Here is an 18,471-nt window from a genome sequence, read left to right on the forward strand (position 1 = left end):
TACTGACATCTACTTGCCGATGAGCTTTTGAGAGAAGATCGATGCCAGATCGCGAATACCGTTGCTGGTAAGCGAATCCTCGTGCCAGCCATCGATATCGACGACCATGGTGTCTGCCGCGACGGCCTCGCCCCAGCCAAACAACAACTTGCGAGCCCGGGGATGGTTGGCGCGGCTGCGCAACAGGATCACGCTGGGGTCCCTGACTTGTGCCGGCTTGTAGCGACGTGCGGCTATCACCAGTAATTTGGTGACAGCGTCGTTGGCCTGCTCCTCAGGGGAATATTCACCTGCCTTGACGCCAAACAGCCTCAGAAGAGCGAGAGAGATTTCGAACTCCTTGAGATAGTCGATCAGACGAATGCGTCCCAGCAGCAGTTTCTTGGTGAAATAGGCAAGGCGCTTGCTCCGCCGCTCCCGACCCCAACGTTTCTGCTCCCGTTTCGGCAGCGAGGCGAAATAGCCCGGCGCCCATGCATCGATCATTGCGGTAAAGCCGACCTCGATGCCCTTTTCGCGTAACTGCCGGCTTACCTCCATCGCGACGATGCCGTTGACGCAGAGGCCGACGATCGCGACGGGCCCGGCGCTCGCATCGATTTGCATGGTGTCTATCGCATGGCGTGCGATATCTTCGATCGGGAGATCGGCCAGGCCGCTTTCGAGATCCGCATGAAACATGTTGACGTTGTGGACCGATACCGTAGCCGGCAATTCGTTGGCCAAACGGTAATAGAGAAACGGATGGTTGAGCGTATAAACCGCCGCCGTTCCGGTACCCTGCTTGCAGGTGACTAACTCCCACGGGTTCGCGGCTTCTTCGCGGGACGCCTGCGCTTCCCCGCGGTCGAAGATCGCTGCAGCAAAGCCAGCAAACGTCGGCTTTTTGAATAGAAGTTCCAGTGTCGCCGGAGCATTGAACGTAGTTCGGACTGCCGAAAGAAGCCGTAGCGCCAGAAGCGAATGACCGCCGAGCGCGAAGAAATCATCTTCCGGTCGTATCTGCTGAACTTGTAGGATGTCTCTCCAGAGAGCAGCAAGCGTTTCCATTTGTGTATCGGTTGACGGGCTGCTTGCGGTGGAGCCGCCGACCGACGCATCCTTGACGTGGGTCGCCGTTTGCCGCTCAGGCGCAATGAGCGAAGAAAGCGGCGCCTCTGGGTGTTCGAGAGCAATTTCATAAGCTTGCCGCCACAACTGTAAGAGGCTTTCTATCGTCTCGACCTCGAAGAGATCGGCATTGTATTCGATCGACATGCGCCAGCCGGTCGGTCGGCCGATCATGATGAAACTGAGATCGTAGATGACGCCGGGCGATTGCGAGGCCGAGCTGATCAGCTCGAAGCCGCCATAGCGACGATCCTCCAGAAACGCTTTCTGCAGATTGAAATTCACAGAGATCAGCGGATTGCGGGCGGGATCACGAACGGGGTTGATCAGCTCGACCAGCTTGTTGAACGGCATACGCTGATGGTTCAAAACCCCTTCGACCGTTTCGCTGACCGCGTGGATATGCTCGGCGAAGGAAACATCGGAAGCAAAATCGAAACGCAGCACCAGATTGTTGATGAAGACGCCGATCAGATCTTCCAGATCACTGTGCTCGCGGCCGGCGACCTGCGAGCCGAACAGGACGGTCGGGGCCTGCGTCAGCCGATGGAGGACAGCGCTGACGATGGCCGCGCCGTAACTGTACTGCGAAACACGGTGTGCGCGGGCGGCGGCATCCATGCGCTCGCTGAAGGCGAGAGGCTGGGCGATCGACAGGATATTGCCGTGACTGGTCTTGACGGCGCCGCGCGGGCGATCGGGAGCGACCTCGAAATAGGGCGCATCCTTCAGCGTCTCTCGCCAGAACGTTTTTTCCGTCTCGAAGCCGTAGCCTTGCAGGTACTCCTGCTGCCAGAGCGCGTAGTCGCCATACTGCAACGGCAGCTCGGGCAATACCGGCTGCCTGCCGGCATCAATCGCCGCGGCGATTTCACCAACCTCCCGCCCGAGGACGCGGATCGACCAGCCGTCGAAGCAGCTCTGATGAGCTGTTATGAGCAAGACACCGCGCTCGTTTTCGGCCATCAGCAAGGTGACGCGAAACAGGCCGGGCGTGCTCAGGTCGAACGGGGCTTGCGCCGTCTCCTCGCCGATCGACAGGATTCTTGCCTGGCGCTGCTCGGGCGCCATGCCTCGAAGATCGATCACCGACATCTTGAAATTGATCTCGCTGACTGCCTGCTGGAAGGGATGGCCATTCCGTTCGACGAAGCGAGTTCTGAGAATCTCATGGCGCTGAACCACCTTGCGGAAAGCCGCCTCAAGGGTTGACGCCTTGAAGGCGCCGCGGATTTCCCAGCGAACCGCGACATTGAGTGCGGGATTGCCCGGGCTGAGCTGGTCGATAATCCAGCAACGCAATTGCGTCTGCGTGCACGGAAACTCGCCGATGATTTGCGGTTCGGTACGCGAACCGTCGGGGCTGTTGTCAAAGATGCTCATAGTGCTGTCCCCAGGCCGCGGCGTGCGCCGTTACGAAAATCTCGCAAGGATGGAACGTGGAGCTGAATAGGATCGGGTGAAGCCTCTTCCAAGCTGCCGGCAAAGGCCGCCAGCGCCGCAATCGATGGATGGCGAAGCAAGTGCTTTGCCTCCAGCGGCAGGCCATCGTCGCGCATCCGGGCAGCGATGCGGAAGATGGTAAGTGAATCGGCGCCCAGTGCGTAGAGATTGTCGTCGACACCGATGTCGCCGAGATCGAGCACATCTTGCCAGATCGTCAGCAGCCGCTCTTCCATCTCGGTTTTTGGCGGGGCCTTGGTCTGGGCCACTTCACGCTGCGGCACCCCACGTTGTTGCAGCGTCTTGCGGTCGAGCTTGCCGTTGGCGGTATGAGGCAGCTCGCTTTCCATCACCCAGAAGGCCGGAACCATATGAGCCGGGAGGCTGGACTGCGCATGGGCGGCGATATCGGCAGAGGAGATATCCTTGCCGTTGGCGGCCGGCACAATGTAGCAGACGAGCGAGCGGTCACCTTTCTGGTTTTCGGCCAGGACGACGGCGCATTGACGCACGCCTTCCGCTTTCGCGACGACGGCTTCTATATCGCCGAGTTCGATGCGGAAGCCACGCAGCTTGATCTGCTGGTCGCGCCGGCCAAGCAACTGTAAGGATCCATCGGCAAGACGCCGGCCGACATCACCGGTCTTATAGAGCCGCTTCGGCTTGCCGACGGTAAAGCAATGCGGGACGAAGGCCTTTTCGGTGAGATCAAGGCGATCGAAATATCCTTCCGCCAATCCATCGCCGCCGATATGCAGCTCGCCGATGACGCCAATCGGCGCAACACTATTGCTCCGATCGAGAATGTAGAGTTGCGTGTTGGCAATCGGGTGGCCAATGGTGATCGGCTGATCGGCATCCGTGATGCGCTGCAACGATGACCAGATCGTCGTTTCCGTCGGGCCATACATGTTCCACAGCTGGCCTCCGATCGCCAACAGCGATCTCGCCAACTCCCGCGGCAAGGGTTCCCCGCCGCAGAGCATTTTCAGCGTCTTCCGCTCCTTGAGACCGGCCTCCACCAGCATCTGCCAAAGCGTTGGCGTCGCCTGCAAGACCGTGGCGTCGTGCTCCTCGATGAGCTTCACAAGTGCGAAGCCGTCCTGAACCTGGTTGCGGTCGGCGATGACGACCTTTCCGCCCGATATCAGCGGCAGGTAGAGCTCCAACCCAGCAATGTCGAAGGAGATCGTCGTCACCGCAACGAGCGTGTCTTCGGCGCTGAAGCCGGGTTCCTTTGCCATGGAGAGAAGGAAGTTGGTGAGCGCCCGGTGAGAGACCTCGACCCCCTTCGGCATGCCGGTGGAGCCGGAGGTGAAGATGACGTAGGCCGGACCCGACGTGTCGAAGGATAAGGTCTTCAAGGGCGCGCCGGTCATCGAGCCGATCGCCTTGGCATCCTTGTCAAGGCGGATGACGGGGGTGTTGGCGGCGACCAGTCGAGCCATGTCGTCGCTGTCGCAAATCAGGCCCCCGATGCGGGCGACATCCAGCGTCTGACGCAGGCGCGCCTCGGGATGGCCCGGGTCCATCGGCACATAAACATGCCCTGCCTTCATGACGGCGAGAAGGGCGACGATCATATTTAGCGACCGTTCGACCAGAAGCGCAACACGTCGGCCGGGCTCGGGAATTGCCATCTGCAGGTAAAGGGCGAGCTGGTTCGAGCGGGCCTCGAGTTCTCCGTAAGTCATTGCCTGGCCAGCATGTTGAACGGCGACGGCATTCGGGCTCTCGGCGGCCCTTCTGGCGAAGAGCGAGAACATGAACTGATCGTGATCGTAGGGCACCGCCGTATGGTTGAGGTCATCGATCAACCAGGATTGCTCCTGTGCCGACAGCAACGGCAGCTCGCAGATCTTCCGATCCATGTCCTTTGCCAGAGCCGCAGCCAGCGTCGAAAAATGGCCGATCCATCGTTCAACCGTGGTGCGGTCGAAAACGTCGGCGTTGTAATCGACATCGATACGAATGTGATCGGCAGCTTCGATCATGTTGAAGAACAGGTCGAAGTTGGAGAACGCCTTGGCATTCGGCTCCATCGTTGGCTTGAGGTTGCCGAAGGCCGATCCACCGGCGATGCGCTCCAGATTGAACTGGATTTCGGTGAGGGGCAGGCGCCGCGAGTCGCGTTTTACGTTCAGCCGGCGCACCAGCGTGCCGTAGGTGTAGTCCTGATGCTCGAAGGCCTGAAAAACCAGCTGCTGCGTTGCCTTCAGATGGGCCAGGAAGGGCTCTGCCTGTGCCACTGCCTGACGCAGCGGCAGAAGATTGACGCAATGGCCGACAAGGATCTGCCCGTCGAGCAGGCTCTGACCGGCCGAGGGGATCGCGATCACGATATCGTCCTGACCGGACAGACGCGTGATCATCACCTGCAGCGTGGCGAGCAGCGTGGAAAACAGCGTCGCCCCGGATTTCGCGCCTCTCTTCTTCAGAGCCTTGTAGACATCGGCGTCGATGTAGCCCGTGCAGGTTCCACCAGCGAAACTCCGATATTCCGGCCGAGGCCGGTCGAGCGGCAGGTCAGGCAAGTCCGGAACCGTCTTGAACTGATCGAGCCAGAATTGTTCGGTGACCTGTGATTTCTCCGGTCTGGGTGCGAGGTCCGTCGAGTAGGTGGCGAAGGACAAAGCCGGTTGGAACTGCGGCGCGGTGCCCGCCTGGTAGGCGCCATAGGCGGTTGAGAGTTCATCGACGAAAGTGTTGATCGACCAGCCGTCGCAGATGATGTGATGGGCGGTGAAGACCAGCACATGCTTATCGGCCGCAAGCTTGACGACGCAGGCGCGCGCCAGCGGTCCGTTGATCAGATCGAAGGGTGTATGAGCCTCATCATCGAGGATCTGAGCGAGGCCTGCCTGGTCGACACCATCTAAAGACGGCAGATCGAGCTTGAAACCAGGGATGAACTGAAAGTGCTCGCCGCTCCGATCGAAGCGGATGTGAAGCGCATCATGGCGGGCAACGACCGTGTCGAAGGCCTTGCGGAATGCGTTCTCATCGAAAGCCCCTTCCAGCGTCAATGAGAAGGACTCATTGAACGAACAGGATGCCTCATCGCCTGCCTGGGCCGCCAGCCAGATCTCCGTTTGCGCCTCCGTCAGCGGCGCGGATTGAGGTGGCGAGATGGGTGCCGGGACCGCAGCCCGGATCTGCTCCGGAGGGGCGATGTGGTCTTGGATGGGCGTGAAGATCCCGACTGCTTGCATGGCATCGAGACTGTCGCGGAAAGCCTTGGCAATCGCGCGGAAATCTTCCTCGCTATGCGCCGTTGTCAGGAAGCAGGGATAGCCGTCCTGAATGTGGACGCCATTGAGGCGCATCTGGGCATAAAAGAGCGCCCCGAGCGCATCCTGGCTGGAGAAGTCGGTCGCGAACCAGCTCTTGTAACCATGAACGACATCGGCCATGCCGCGCCGGGCAAGATCGGCCCTGATCTCTGCCACCAAGGCTTCCGTCCGCTCGACGACCCGACCGTAAAGGGCTGATCCTTCGCCCTTGATGTGATGCAGGACGGCGTGGGCGGCTGCGAGCGTCAATGGATGACGCACGAAGGTACCGGCGAAGAAGGTCGGAGCGGTCATGGGGACGGACTCGTCGCCATAAGCCCAGTAGCCTCCATCGAGCGCATCCATGAAGCGTGGGCTTCCGACCAGCACGCCGATCGGCATTCCGCCGCCGACAACCTTGCCATAGGTCGCCATGTCGCCCTTGATCCCCCAGATCTTCTGCATGCCGCCGGGATCGACGCGGAAGCCGGTGACGACTTCATCGAAGACCAGGGCGAATTCGGATTTGGTGGCGATATCGCGCAGCTCGAGGACGAATTCCCGTGGCTGCAATTCCGGATGGCGGCTCTGGATCGGCTCGATGATGACGGCGGCAATCTCGTCGGCATTGGCGCGGATGAAATCGAGGCTTTCCGGCGCGCCATAGCGCAGCACTGTCATATTGGAGACGGACGCCATCGGGATGCCGGAGGCGACCGGCAAGGCAATCGGCTTGTCGGAGCGGTTGCGGCCCTTGACCAGCACTTCGTCGAACTGGCCGTGATAATCGTTGGCAAAGACCACGACACGGTCGCGGCCGGTGACGGCGCGGGCAAGCCGCATGGCAGCCATGACAGCCTCCGAACCGGTATTGCAGAAGGTGACGCGCTCATGGCCCGTGACCTCGGCGATCATCTTCGCCACCTCGCCGGCCAGCGGCGTCTGTGGGCCGATGGCAAAGCCGCGGTCAGCCTGATCCTTGATGGCATCGATCACGAAATCGGGCGCGTGACCGAAGGCCGTCTGCCCGAAGCCGTTGACCAGATCGACATATTTATTGCCGTCGACGTCCCAGATGTAAGCGCCTTTCGAATGCTCGCAGACGATCGGGAACACCATTTCCTTCCAGTCCGCCCGGAAGCCCGAAGCCGAGCGTGGATCGGCCAGGTGGCTGCGATGTTCCTGCGTGAAGGTCTTCGACTTGGCGTTCTTGGTTTCATAGGCCGCCGTCAGGTCGGCAATGAAGGCCTGTTTGGTCGCGGAGATCTCCGGTGCCAGGCTCTTTGCGTTCGGGCGATACAGCTTGATGCGTTCGGTGCCGAAATCGCTTTCGACGGTAACGGCAGGGACGCGCTCAGCAGCTGCGGGTGCCGGCATGGGTGCGGGCGGTGCCGCCTGTGGGCTTACGGCTACCGGCTCGGGCACGGGGGCGGCAACGGGTTGAGAGCCGCCCTGCATGGATTGCAGCATCAGCAATTGTTGCGCGAACAGGGACTGCGCCATCTGGAGCTGCGATTGCATTACCGTGGCAAGATCCGACCCAGCACCCGGCATCGCCTGTATTGGAGCGGCGGCAATCGTCGTTGGTATCGGCAGTTGTACGGGCATTGGTGCAGCCGATGCCGGTGCAACTGCGACAGGTGTCGCGACCATCGGCGGCTCGGGCACCTTTACCGCGTCCGGTGGCATCTGCTCGTCAAGATAGAGCGCCAGATCCGCGACCGAGGGTATCGCGCTGAGCAACTCCCGGAAAGAAACTTTGATCTTGTAGTCTTTCTCGATTCGTTGCGCGAATTGTCCGACGAAGAGTGAATCGAAGCCGAGCTCCAGGAATGTCACCGCCCGCTCATCCGGACCGAGCGTCTCTCCCGACATGTCGCTGAGCAGGGTCAAGAGGCTGGTTTCCAATGTGAGAACGCGGTGGGAAGCGGAGATTGGTGCTGCGACATTCATTGATTTGTTCTCCTCGGCGAGGTTGACGTCTGAGGCGACGGGGATGGTGATGGTGGGATTGCCTGGCATGGCGCTGATCTGCTGTGCCGACGCCCGTCGTGCCGATGCGGGGGCGTCGATCCAATGGCGCTGGCGTTGGAAAGGATAGGTTGGCAAGACCAGTCGCTGTTTGGCGGCGATCGGGAGAGCTGGCCAGACGAGCGAACAACCCGCCATCCAGAGCTTGCCATGTGCTTCGGCGAGCGTTTCGGCCGCAGCGGAAGCGCGGTCGTGTTCAGGCAGTGATTGCACCACCGCCGCCAGATCGTCACGCGCGATTGTCTGCGCGGCAAAGACGGAAAGCGTGCGCCCCGGGCCAACTTCAAGAAGGATTGGCTTGCGGTCACGGCATAGCGTCGCCAGACCATCGGCGAAGCGGACAGTGTCGCGGCAATGCATGGCCCAGTAGTCGGGCGAGGTTCCTAGTTCCCCTGTCTGCCAGTCGCCGGTGACGCAGGAGATGAAGGGCATGGTGGCAGTGCCATAGGTAACCTTCTCCGTTTCCTGACGCAGTGCCTCGGCGGCGTCGTTCATCATCGCGGAATGGAAGGCATGCGATGTGTGCAGGCGGCTGAAGGCGATATTGGCGGATTCGAGTTCGCCGCAAACCCTATCGATATCGGCAAACGGCCCCGAGATGACGCAGAGTTTCGGCGCGTTGATTGCGGCGATTTCGACTTCGCCCCGCAAGTATGAGCTGGTCGTTTCGACATCCGCGCGAACCGAAACCATGGCTCCCTGCGGCTGATGCTGCATCAGGCGCCCACGATTGGCGACCAGCCGCAAGCCGTCTTCGAACGAGATGACGTTGGCAAGCGTGGCGGCAACAAATTCGCCGACGCTATGGCCGATCATGGCATAGGGCTTCACGCCACGACTGAGCCACAGCCGTGCCAGCGCATATTCGACAAGATAGAGGCAGGGTTGGGCGATGCGCGTCTCGCGCTGCTCATCGGTGATCGCCTGGGTTACCGGCCCGGTATGGCAGATGTAGTCGCGCAGATCGAGCCCGAGCGTCATCTTCAGAAGCTCGGCGCCACGATCGATCCAGCGGGTGAATTCGGGTTCCGACCTATAAAGGCCAGCGCCCATGCCGACATATTGTGCGCCTTGCCCTGGAAACATAAAGGCGACGGGCGGTTCGTCCGCTGCAATGAAAGACTGATAGTTCTCCGTTGTCAGCCGACCGATGGCGTCTTCGACACTGCTGGCAGAGATAGCGAGGCGATGGCTGAACTCGCGGCGCCCTTCCTGAAGCGTATGGGCAAGCTGCATCACGGAAATTTTCGGGTTCTTGGCGAGATGATCGCCAAGAGCGGCCCGCATCGTCGCGAGGGCGGGCTTGCTGCGCGCCGAGAGCGGCAGAATATATCGTCTTCCAAGCTCTTCGGCTTGAAGGCGCCTGCGCGGCGGCTCTTCTAGGACAACATGGACATTCGTGCCGCCCACGCCGAAAGAGCTGACGCCGGCCCGCCGGGGACCTTGCCCCTGTGGCCAGTCGATCATTGCTGTCGGGATGTAGAAGGGGCTGTGGTCGAGATCGATGTGCGGATTGGGTTGCTTGTAGTTGGCCATCGGCGGGATCTTGGCGGAGCCCAGCACCAGCGCCGCCTTGATCAGGCCGGTGACGCCAGCGGCGGCGTCCATGTGTCCGATATTGCCCTTGATCGAGCCAAGTGCACAACTTGCGGCCGTCGGCGGATTCTGTGCAAAAGCCCTCTTCAGCCCGTTGAACTCGATGGGGTCGCCAAGCGGTGTCGCAGTGCCGTGACATTCGACATAGCCGATTGTCGACGGCTCCACGGCAGCATTGGCGAGTGCTGCGGCGATTGCCTCGGCCTGCCCCTCGGCGCTCGGCGCGACGAAGCCGACCTTGTCGCTGCCGTCATTGTTGATGCCATAGCCGCGAATGACCGCATAGATATGGTCGCCGTCGCGCAGTGCATCTTCCTGACGCTTCAAAAGAACGACGCCGGCGCCGCTTGCAAACACCGTTCCGGCAGCGTTCGCGTCGAAAGGTCGGCATGTTCCATCCGGAGAGGCCATGCCGCCATCCTGGTACATATAGCCCCGCCTTTGCGGAATGGTGATCGACACCCCACCGGCCAGCGCCATGTCACAGCTATAGGTGAGCAGATTCTGGCAGGCCTGCGACACGGCCAGAAGCGAGGTCGAGCAAGCCGATTGTACCGTGAAAGCAGGGCCGCGAAGATCGAGCTTATAGGCGACGCGCGTTGCCAGCGTATCATTGAGAGCGCCGACAAGCTCATGGAAGCAGCCGATCTGGTAATTGGAGGTGAATTCCTCCGCCTTGGCGCGGTCACGCAGAACATTGTTGATGAGATAAGTCGGCATGGAGCATCCGGCAAAGACGCCGATCATGCCGTTGTAGCGCTGCGCATCGTATCCGCCGCTTTCAAGCGCCTCCCAGCAGATTTCCAGGAAGACCCGATGTTGCGGATCGGTCACCGCCGCCTCCCGCGGAAACATGCCGAAGAACTCCGCATCGAACATCCCGACGTCAGGAAGATGAGGTCTTGCCGCAACATAGTTCGGCTGCGACCGCTCTTCGTCCGTGAAGGCGTCTTCGATCTCGTCCGGCGAAAAACGCGAAAAGACGTCCCGCCCTTCGCAAACCAATTGCCATAGCTCGTCCACCGAAGGCGCGCCTGGGAAGCGACCGGACATGCCGATAATGGCTATGTGCCCGGAACCCTGCCCGACCAGATCCTCACTATCCAAGAAATCAGGCTCTTCGCCCTGGCCATGGTGACTTGCCTTCATGAGGAGCTCCTGCGGAATTGGGATATTGCCTTTTGCTGAAGTGCAGCGCGCTGAGCGGCCGCCGCTGCTCGTATCGGGTCCGGAGCCTTACCGTCGAGGTGACGCGCCAATTCCCGGATTGTCGGATGGCGGAACAGCGCGACCACGTCGATGGGATGGTCGAGCTCCGTTTCCAGGCCGGCGTGGATCTCCATCAGCTGAAGGGAGGTTCCGCCGAGATCGAAGAAGTTCCTGTCGATTTCAACTGCGCCGAGGCCCAATGCGTCCTGCCACAGCGTCGTCAGCAGCTCTTCCGTCCGGCTTTTGGCAATTGCGCCCATGGGCGTCGCGATGGGTTCAATTGCCGGCGGAGTAAGCTTGGAGCGATCGACCTTGCCGGCGGGCGTCAATGGCAAAGCATCGACGATAACGGCGGCGCTCGGGATCATATAGGCCGGAAGTACCGCGCGCAGCGCCGCCATGACGCTCGGCCCCAGATCGGGACCCGCGCCCGCGCGATCCTCTTTCGGGCACAGATAGGCGACGATCCGTTTCAGATTTGGACCCTGCTCATGACAAAGAACAATGCCGTCGGCAAGACGCGGATCGCGTCTCAGCGCCGCCTCGATCTCATCCAGTTCGATGCGCTTGCCATTGATCTTGACTTGACGGTCCCGGCGACCCTTGAAGGCAACCGTGCCGTCGGCCTGCAGGAAGGCGATGTCACCGGTCAGATAGTAGCGGGTCCTGCCGTTTTTCGTGTCGATCGTCACGAACTTCTCGGCCGTCAATTCGGGCCGCTTGAAATAGCCGATCGCCAGGCCGTCGCCCGATATCGCCAATTGACCTTCGATTCCCCGGCCAACCTCGCGCAATTCCTCGTTGAGGACGGCAATACCGGTATGCGCGATCGCCTTGCCGATCGGCAGTTCCTTGTCGGAGAAGTTCGGAAGCACCTGGAACGCGGTCGCAAAGACGGTCGTCTCCGTCGGGCCATAGGCATTGGTGAGCTTGCAGCCGGGATGACGCTCAAGAAAGCGCCGGGCATGAACCGCCGACCCAACGTCGCCGCCGAACAGAACATGGCGAAGCTTCGGCAGAGGTCCGCGGGCGTGATCGGCGAACACGTTGAACAGCCCGGTCGTCAGGAAGGTGATGCTGACACCGGTCGTCCGCATGAAATCGCACAGGCGGGCGACGGAGAAGCTGGTGTCCGGCATGATTGCCAAGGCGGAGCCGTTGAGCAGGGCTCCCCAGATTTCGAAGGTCGAGGCGTCGAAGGCGATGGTGGCGGTGTGAAGAACGACGTCTTCAGGCCGAAAGTCGACATAGGTCTGATCGAGCACGACCCGCGCAATGCTGCGGTGGGAGATCATGGTGCCTTTCGGCCTGCCGGTCGAACCGGACGTGTACATGACATAGGCGAGATCGTCGCCGCCGACCTTGACGGCTGGGGCGGGAGCATGGGCTCGATTTGCCATCTCCGCGATGATGGCGCCGGCCTCGATAACCCTTGCGGCCATGCTGGGAACCGAGCCGAGCGTTTCGCCATGGGCTGCATCGGCAAAAATGACCTTCGGCTGACATTCGCCGATGACATGGTCGAGATGCTCGATTGGAAAGGCGGGATCGAGAGGTAGGTACGCGCCGCCGGCCTTGAGAATGGCCAGCTTGCAGATGATGGCGTTGAGGCTGCGTGGAAGGAACAGGCCAACGATATCTGCCTTCCGGACGCCGAGCTTTATAAGATACGTCGCAAGCGCGTCGGAAAGCCGATCGAGGTCGCGGTAGCTCACCGTGGTGTCGCCGAAAACCAGGGCCGTTGCCTGTGGCGCGGCCTCTGCCTGGGCGTGCACCATGTCGTGAAGGCAGCGGTTGCGATCGTAATGCATACTTGCAGCACCAACTGCATTTTTAAGAGACTCGCGATCGATCATTGCTACCCTCCGGGTTGTCTTGCGGCCGGCGCTGGCACGACATGCGTGCCTCATCGCCATCCGCAGAATTTCACGCTGCCGGAAAATCACCAGTTGATCATTGGGATGACCATTGCCACCCACAAAAGTCTTAAGCCTTAGGTGATGTAGCCATTTCGTCGAAAGAGATCGAAGGAGCAGTTGCAACCTGACCGAAAGCATTATGGACGGCGCCGGCAAGAGGAACACACCAATTTCTGGCAGGGATGTGGATGTTGCCGCGATGTGGAGCGCACGCGGGCCAGGAGACGGTTTGGGGAGGGATATTGTTGCGGCGACAGCTACTTGAACTGGTAGGCCCTGACATAGTCGACGAACATGAAGGAAGGATCGGAGGCGACCATCCGCGTCACTCCCTCGACAATGCCGAGATCGACGAGAATATACATGGGCTGGCGATGTTCCGGCAGAACCTTGGTTTTCCAGACCAGCGCGCCGTCGAAATACATGCGAATGAAGTCGGAATCGATCTTCACGCCATAGCTGTGCATTTCCGAGGGGCTTGCCGCCCCAAAGACCTTGATGCGGGCATAATCGGAATCGTGTCGGCCGTCCTTGTGCCAGACGTGAACGGTCGATGAGTAAGCGCCCGGCTTGTCGCCATAATATTCGACGACATCGATTTCGGCGGTGGATTTCGATCGGTCCTTGCCGATCAACCAGAAGGCTGGCCACACACCCGGGCCGTCGGGCAAGCGGGCACGCATTTCGAAATAGCCATACTGCTGAGAAAAGCCATTGCCCTTGCTATCGACAGAGGCAAGCAGGCCCGAGCGCCAGACGCCCTTGCCATCACGCGCCGCGGTAATGCGCAACATGCCGTCTTCGACCGTGAAGGGAAAGTCGCCGTTCGGATCGGAGAAGCGCGCGCCGCCAAAGTCGCCGTTCCAGGGCGTATGAGCAATCCAGCGAGTGCCCGGCCCCCAAGCGGAAACGCTCAGGTTGTCGAAATTGTCCTCGAATGTCAGCGCCATAGCGCCAAGGTCGAGCCCATCTCCGGTATCACTGGCATGTGCGGCCGGAATACCTGCGATTGCGGCAAATGCCGCTACGAGCCCGGCGCGGAGAAATGTGCGGCGGTCGTTCGAGCATGGCCAGATATGTCTGCGCGAGGTGTGATCCATGTTGCCAGCATGAACGGCGCAGCTCGTCCGGCATAGAACGTTTTTCGGCTAGCGCGTCCACCAAAAGGCTTAGGCATGGCGGAAATACAGCAGCATACCGGCATGATAGCTTGTGGCAACAATGAGGCAGGAACTCGGGGCTACAACCTATGAATTTAATGGGACTGGTGACATTGATCGTTGGCATTGCGATGCTGGCCGCACCTGTGCGGTGGTCGTTCGTTGTCATGATACTGTCGACGATCTTCGGCGCAGCCGCGGCCTTCAGCGTGCCCGGCCTCGGCGGCGCATCGGTTCTGGTGCCGAGCCTCTTTCTGTTATTTTTCACGGCACGGTTGTTCATGGCGCATGGAGAAGGGCCGTTCCTTGCCGCCCTGGCACCCCCGCGTCCGGGCTTCCTCCTACTGCTTCTGACCGCCTTTGGCTTGGCAACGGCCATTTTCTTTCCGCGCCTGTTTCAGGGCGTGACGCAGACTATGTCGGTCGAGCGGTCAATCGGCGCACGTAATCTCATTGCGCTGGTGCCGCTGAAATTCTCGTCGAACAATATTACCCAATCCGTCTATGCGGTGGGGGGCCTCATCTGCTTCGCCGCGACCTTTGCCTTCTTCCGAAGCAACGGCACCCCTGGAATCCTGATCAACGGCATTTTGGTTGTGGCGAGTGTCAACCTCGGCTTCGCGCTTGCCGATATCGTCACCCATTTCACCCACACCGATTTTCTTCTCGGCTTCGTCCGAACGGCCAATTACGCTCTGTTGACCGGCGCCGAGAAGGGTGGCCTCAAGCGGATTTCAGGGACGTTTCCCGAAGCTTCCGCCTTTGCGGACTTCACGCTTGTTCTCTTTGCTATGACAACCAGCCTGTGGCTGAGCGGTATCCGCTCCACCACGACAGGCATTGTCGCCGGGCTATTGCTTGCAGCGCTGATCCTTTCGACGTCGGCGACAGCACTGGTTGGGCTCGCTGTCTTGCTGCCGATCCTTTGTCTGCAATCCTTTCTGGCTTCTCGTCGCGAACCGGGCGCGGGGCGACCTGTCATGATTGTGTCGATTCTGGCGGCGATGCCGCTCGTCGTATTTTTCGTCTTGATCGTCATGCCTGATCTTGCTCATAACCTGCATGATTTTCTCGACGAGATGCTCTTCTCGAAGGCCGACAGCCAGTCCGGGCGCGAACGCTTTATGTGGAACGCCATGGCCTACCAGGCATTCCTCGACACGAGTGGCTTCGGCGCCGGCCTCGGCAGCGCCCGGGCGTCGAGTTTCGGCCTCGTGCTCCTATCCAATATCGGGGTCATCGGCACACTGATCTTTGCAAGCTTCGTCGCCATGCTGATGGCAGCCGACACGCGATCCAGACATTTGCCGTCCCGTAAGGTTTCCGCGGTTGTGCGCGCAGCCAAAGCCGGGCTCATCACCGTCCTGATTTCGGCTGCAACCTCCGGCACCGTCTATGATCTGGGATTGATGTTCTACATCCTTGCAGGCGGTATTTCCGCCCTGACAGCCACAGCAAGCCAGATGAGTATCGCGCGCAAGCCGCAGTTCGGTGTTGTCGGAGAACTGCAATGAAGATTGTCGTCTTCAACGTCAAATACAGCGAAAATCTGGGCGACGGGCTTCTGGCGCAATGCGTCGAGACCGCATTGAGGAACAGGGCGGACCATATAGAAGTCGAGACCGTCGATCTTGCGGGGCGACAGGATTTCGGGACAGGCCGCGGCGGGCAACGCCGATATGCGCTCAAGCTGCTACAGCGGCTACCTGTCTTCGCGCGGCAACGGTTGGTTCGCTTCATGCTGGAGCGGAAGTTGCGCAAACTCCATGACCAGTGGGACGCCAAGATTGCGGCGGCGGATGCGGTGGTGATCGGCGGCGGTAATCTGTTCCAGGATGACGATCTCAATTTTCCATTGAAAGTCGGCCAGGTCCTTGACTGCGTCTGTCGCCACAATCGGCCACTGGCGATCTACGCAGTGGGCGTCAGCGAGCGCTGGTCGAAGAAAGCGTATGATCTCTTCGCTCGACTGAAGCAGGCTCAGCTCGTCCATCTTTCCGTGCGTGACGGCTTCGCCCAAGATAATTGGCGCGAGCATTTTCCTGAAGGGCCAGCCGCCAAGATTGTTCGCGATCCGGGATTGTTGGTCCAGGCATTTTCCGGCCATGAACGTCGCATGCCATCGCAAGGGCTCCAACCGACGGTCGGCCTCTGCGTGACGGATCCTATGATCCTGCAGCGACACGCCAGCCGGAACATGTCGAAAATCCCATTCTGCAATATTGGAGATTATCGGGATCTGATCGGACTACTTCTTGATGATGGTTATCGGGTGATCCTGTTCTGTAACGGCGCCAAAGAAGATCAAGTCTTTGCCGAGCAGATTCGGAATTCAGTCTCGATGCATCGTGTCATTGCAGCCGGAATGTTGGATCTCGCTGAACGCCCGCGGGTTCCAGATGATTTGGTCCGGATACTTCATTCGACCGACGTTATTCTGGCGCACAGGCTGCATGCTTGTATCGCCGCCTATGCTCTGAGGATTCCGCATGTAGGATTGGGCTGGGACGGGAAGGTCGAAGGCTTCTTCAATTCGGTCGGGCGAGAGGCATATTTCGTCGGCAACGCAGCATTGTTCCCCCCTCATATCGCTTGGTTGTTGAAAGCCGCGGAGTCCGAGGGAATCGAATCGAATCGTCATCGTACCACCGTGGCCGAAGCCGAAGCCGGAATCATGAATATGCGCCGACATCTGATCGGGGATGACTTGCAGGCCATGCACAAAGTATAATCAAGGCAGCCACATGTAATACTTTAATGTGAGTTTCTTCGCTCAGATTTTCCTATTTCACCATCCTATTTTATTCTTTACAGAAAGTGTATTTCATATACTTATAATAGTGCAGCGCGGTCATGATTGTAGATCGATTTCGATCAAAGACACATCTGATTTTATATGATATAAAATTGCCGCGGATAGCGAGATTTATATTTGCGAATGGTCTTTTTGAACGTTCAGGATATGCTTTCGGTTTGAGGGGCCGATATCATGGCAGCGCAGATCTCGATCGATCATATACAGAGTTTAGGTGGCGTTCCGCGTACCTTTGCTGCCGGTAACATCATCTGCGATTATGAGAGCGATGCGCCGCGCCTCCTCTTTATCCAGGAGGGATGGGCGGCCTCCAGCAAGATGATGCCGAATGGCACGCGCATCGTCACCGAATTCGTATTGCGCGGCGACATGGTTTCGACCCCGCTGACCGTGCTCTCACGCGAGACGGTACAGGCGATCACCAATGTCAGCGTCATAGTCTTTCCGGACTTCACATCGCTTCCGAAGATCGAAGCGCCCGCCTCTTTCTATCGCGTTGTCCTCACGGAATTAATGCGACGCCAGGCCCGTATGTCCGAGGGGCTTGCCAATATCGGCCGGCGCGATGCAATGGAGAGAACCGGTTATCTTTTACTCGAGTTGGCGACCCGGATTGGAGCCTCGCGGCAGCATCGGAATTCCGACGGCTTCGACTGCCCATTGACGCAAGCCGACATCGGCGACGCCGTCGGTCTATCGACCGTACATATAAACCGTGTGCTCAGGGATCTGCGCGAGGCAGGCCTTCTTTCGTTCCGCAACGGTGTCGTTGCGTTTCTCGATCGTCAACGCCTCATGGAGCTCGTCGATTTCGATGAGTCCTATTTTGATAAGCATGTGATGTGAACAAGTCGGCCAAGATTATTGTTGTATTCGAGTTGTAAGAATTCGTGACCTCAATATTCCTAGTTTTTATTAACATATGTTAATGCGCGCAAAAATATATATAGTATTAGTTTGTAATAAGATAAACCTAGATTGAGGGGAGCAATATGAAGCAAGAAGCAATGCTGAAATTTAGACAAGGGCTTTGCTATCCAAAGAATAGAAGTATTCGGGCGGTCACAAGAAGAATAAGGGTCACACTAAAGGTTGGGGGTATCGACCATGAACGGACAGTCATTAACGAATGAGAAATTCGCTTCAGAAACAGCAGCTCGCATCATTTCAGTTCGAACACCGGATTCATTGAGGCCGTTTGTTGCCTCGGGCATCGCCGGCGCGGCAGAATCAGAGGACTATGTCCTTCTGATCGATTCCAGGGCTCTGGACCGCGAGTGCCTATCAAGAAGTCTCACAGACTATGACGACAGCATGAATATCGTCACCGTAGCGTCGTTCGAGGAATGGCAGATACGGGACATGCAGGTCGCACCGTCAGCCGTTCTCTTCATGATTGGCGGACGCAAGGTTTCCGACTCCGAAATCAGCACGAAAATTTGCGCCTTGGTGGAGAGATTCAAGGCCAGCCCCGTGATCGTCGGCGCCGACAGCGACGAGCTCGCACAGCTTTTGCAAGCGCTGGAATGCGGTGCCCGCGGCTATATTCCGACCAGTGTCGATGTCAAGGTCGCAGCGGAAGCGGTGGCCCTTGCCCGTGCGGGAGGTGTATTCGTGCCTGCCAGCAGCATTCTGGCTGCCAAGGAGTCGATTACTCCCGCCGCGAGCAAGAATTGCTGCCTCGACAGTCTGTTTACACCGCGCGAGGTCGTCGTTGCCGAGGCGCTGAGGCGCGGCAAGGCAAACAAGATCATTGCCTATGAAATGGACCTCTGCGAGAGCACCGTGAAGGTTCATATCCGCAACATCATGAAGAAGCTCAATGCGACGAACCGCACGGAAGTTGCCTACAAGATCCGGGAACTCGTGCAGTAACGCTTTTCATCGCGCCGGCGAGCTTTGGTTGCGCCCACCAT

General features: G+C 59.2%; 8 protein-coding genes. 4 read left to right on the top strand and 4 right to left on the bottom strand.

Annotated elements, in window-relative coordinates:
* Positions 1–9: 9 nt before the first annotated feature.
* The 4 genes from AB8B29_RS28320 to AB8B29_RS28335 form a co-directional block, all read right to left on the bottom strand.
* Entirely contained in the window at positions 10–2,493 is a 2,484-nt protein-coding gene (locus tag AB8B29_RS28320) for a condensation domain-containing protein (protein ID WP_092574206.1), read from the bottom strand.
* Positions 2,490–10,601 (bottom strand): hybrid non-ribosomal peptide synthetase/type I polyketide synthase, encoded by an 8,112-nt coding sequence (locus tag AB8B29_RS28325; protein ID WP_092574204.1) that lies wholly within the window; start codon positions 10,599–10,601, stop codon positions 2,490–2,492. Before AB8B29_RS28325 ends, AB8B29_RS28320 begins: the two co-directional genes overlap by 4 nt.
* Positions 10,598–12,517 (bottom strand): non-ribosomal peptide synthetase, encoded by a 1,920-nt coding sequence (locus AB8B29_RS28330; protein ID WP_037201159.1) that lies wholly within the window; start codon positions 12,515–12,517, stop codon positions 10,598–10,600. Before AB8B29_RS28330 ends, AB8B29_RS28325 begins: the two co-directional genes overlap by 4 nt.
* A 320-nt stretch (positions 12,518–12,837) precedes the next feature.
* Positions 12,838–13,680, bottom strand: a complete 843-nt coding sequence (locus tag AB8B29_RS28335; protein WP_037201156.1) for a glycoside hydrolase family 16 protein — start codon at positions 13,678–13,680, stop codon at positions 12,838–12,840.
* A gap of 149 nt (positions 13,681–13,829) precedes the next feature.
* Between AB8B29_RS28335 and AB8B29_RS28340 the strand changes: the two genes are divergently transcribed.
* The 4 genes from AB8B29_RS28340 (at position 13,830) to AB8B29_RS28355 (ending at position 18,430) form a co-directional block, all read left to right on the top strand.
* Complete coding sequence (locus AB8B29_RS28340; RefSeq protein WP_063835658.1) at positions 13,830–15,254, top strand: O-antigen ligase family protein; 1,425 nt, start codon at positions 13,830–13,832, stop codon at positions 15,252–15,254.
* Entirely contained in the window at positions 15,251–16,471 is a 1,221-nt protein-coding gene (locus AB8B29_RS28345) for a polysaccharide pyruvyl transferase family protein (RefSeq protein ID WP_092574203.1), read from the top strand. The genes AB8B29_RS28340 and AB8B29_RS28345 overlap by 4 nt, the downstream gene beginning before the upstream one ends.
* Positions 16,472–16,729: 258 nt before the next feature.
* Positions 16,730–17,401, top strand: a complete 672-nt coding sequence (locus AB8B29_RS28350; RefSeq protein ID WP_051964317.1) for a Crp/Fnr family transcriptional regulator — start codon at positions 16,730–16,732, stop codon at positions 17,399–17,401.
* A gap of 468 nt (positions 17,402–17,869) precedes the next feature.
* Positions 17,870–18,430, top strand: a complete 561-nt coding sequence (locus AB8B29_RS28355; RefSeq protein WP_348644921.1) for a response regulator transcription factor — start codon at positions 17,870–17,872, stop codon at positions 18,428–18,430.
* Positions 18,431–18,471: the final 41 nt, after the last annotated feature.

Origin of the sequence: Rhizobium sp. 11_C7_N12_5, assembly GCF_051811145.1 — a bacterium.
Classification (GTDB): Bacteria; Pseudomonadota; Alphaproteobacteria; order Rhizobiales; family Rhizobiaceae; genus Rhizobium; species Rhizobium lusitanum.

Coding starts and splice junctions, on each gene's coding strand:
- AB8B29_RS28325 (WP_092574204.1), bottom strand. CDS start 10,601: ATGAAGGCAAGTCACCATGGCCAGGGCGAAGAGCCTGATTTCTTGGAT.
- AB8B29_RS28345 (WP_092574203.1), top strand. CDS start 15,251: ATGAAGATTGTCGTCTTCAACGTCAAATACAGCGAAAATCTGGGCGAC.
- AB8B29_RS28320 (WP_092574206.1), bottom strand. CDS start 2,493: ATGAGCATCTTTGACAACAGCCCCGACGGTTCGCGTACCGAACCGCAA.
- AB8B29_RS28350 (WP_051964317.1), top strand. CDS start 16,730: ATGGCAGCGCAGATCTCGATCGATCATATACAGAGTTTAGGTGGCGTT.
- AB8B29_RS28335 (WP_037201156.1), bottom strand. CDS start 13,680: ATGGATCACACCTCGCGCAGACATATCTGGCCATGCTCGAACGACCGC.
- AB8B29_RS28330 (WP_037201159.1), bottom strand. CDS start 12,517: ATGATCGATCGCGAGTCTCTTAAAAATGCAGTTGGTGCTGCAAGTATG.
- AB8B29_RS28340 (WP_063835658.1), top strand. CDS start 13,830: ATGAATTTAATGGGACTGGTGACATTGATCGTTGGCATTGCGATGCTG.
- AB8B29_RS28355 (WP_348644921.1), top strand. CDS start 17,870: ATGAATATCGTCACCGTAGCGTCGTTCGAGGAATGGCAGATACGGGAC.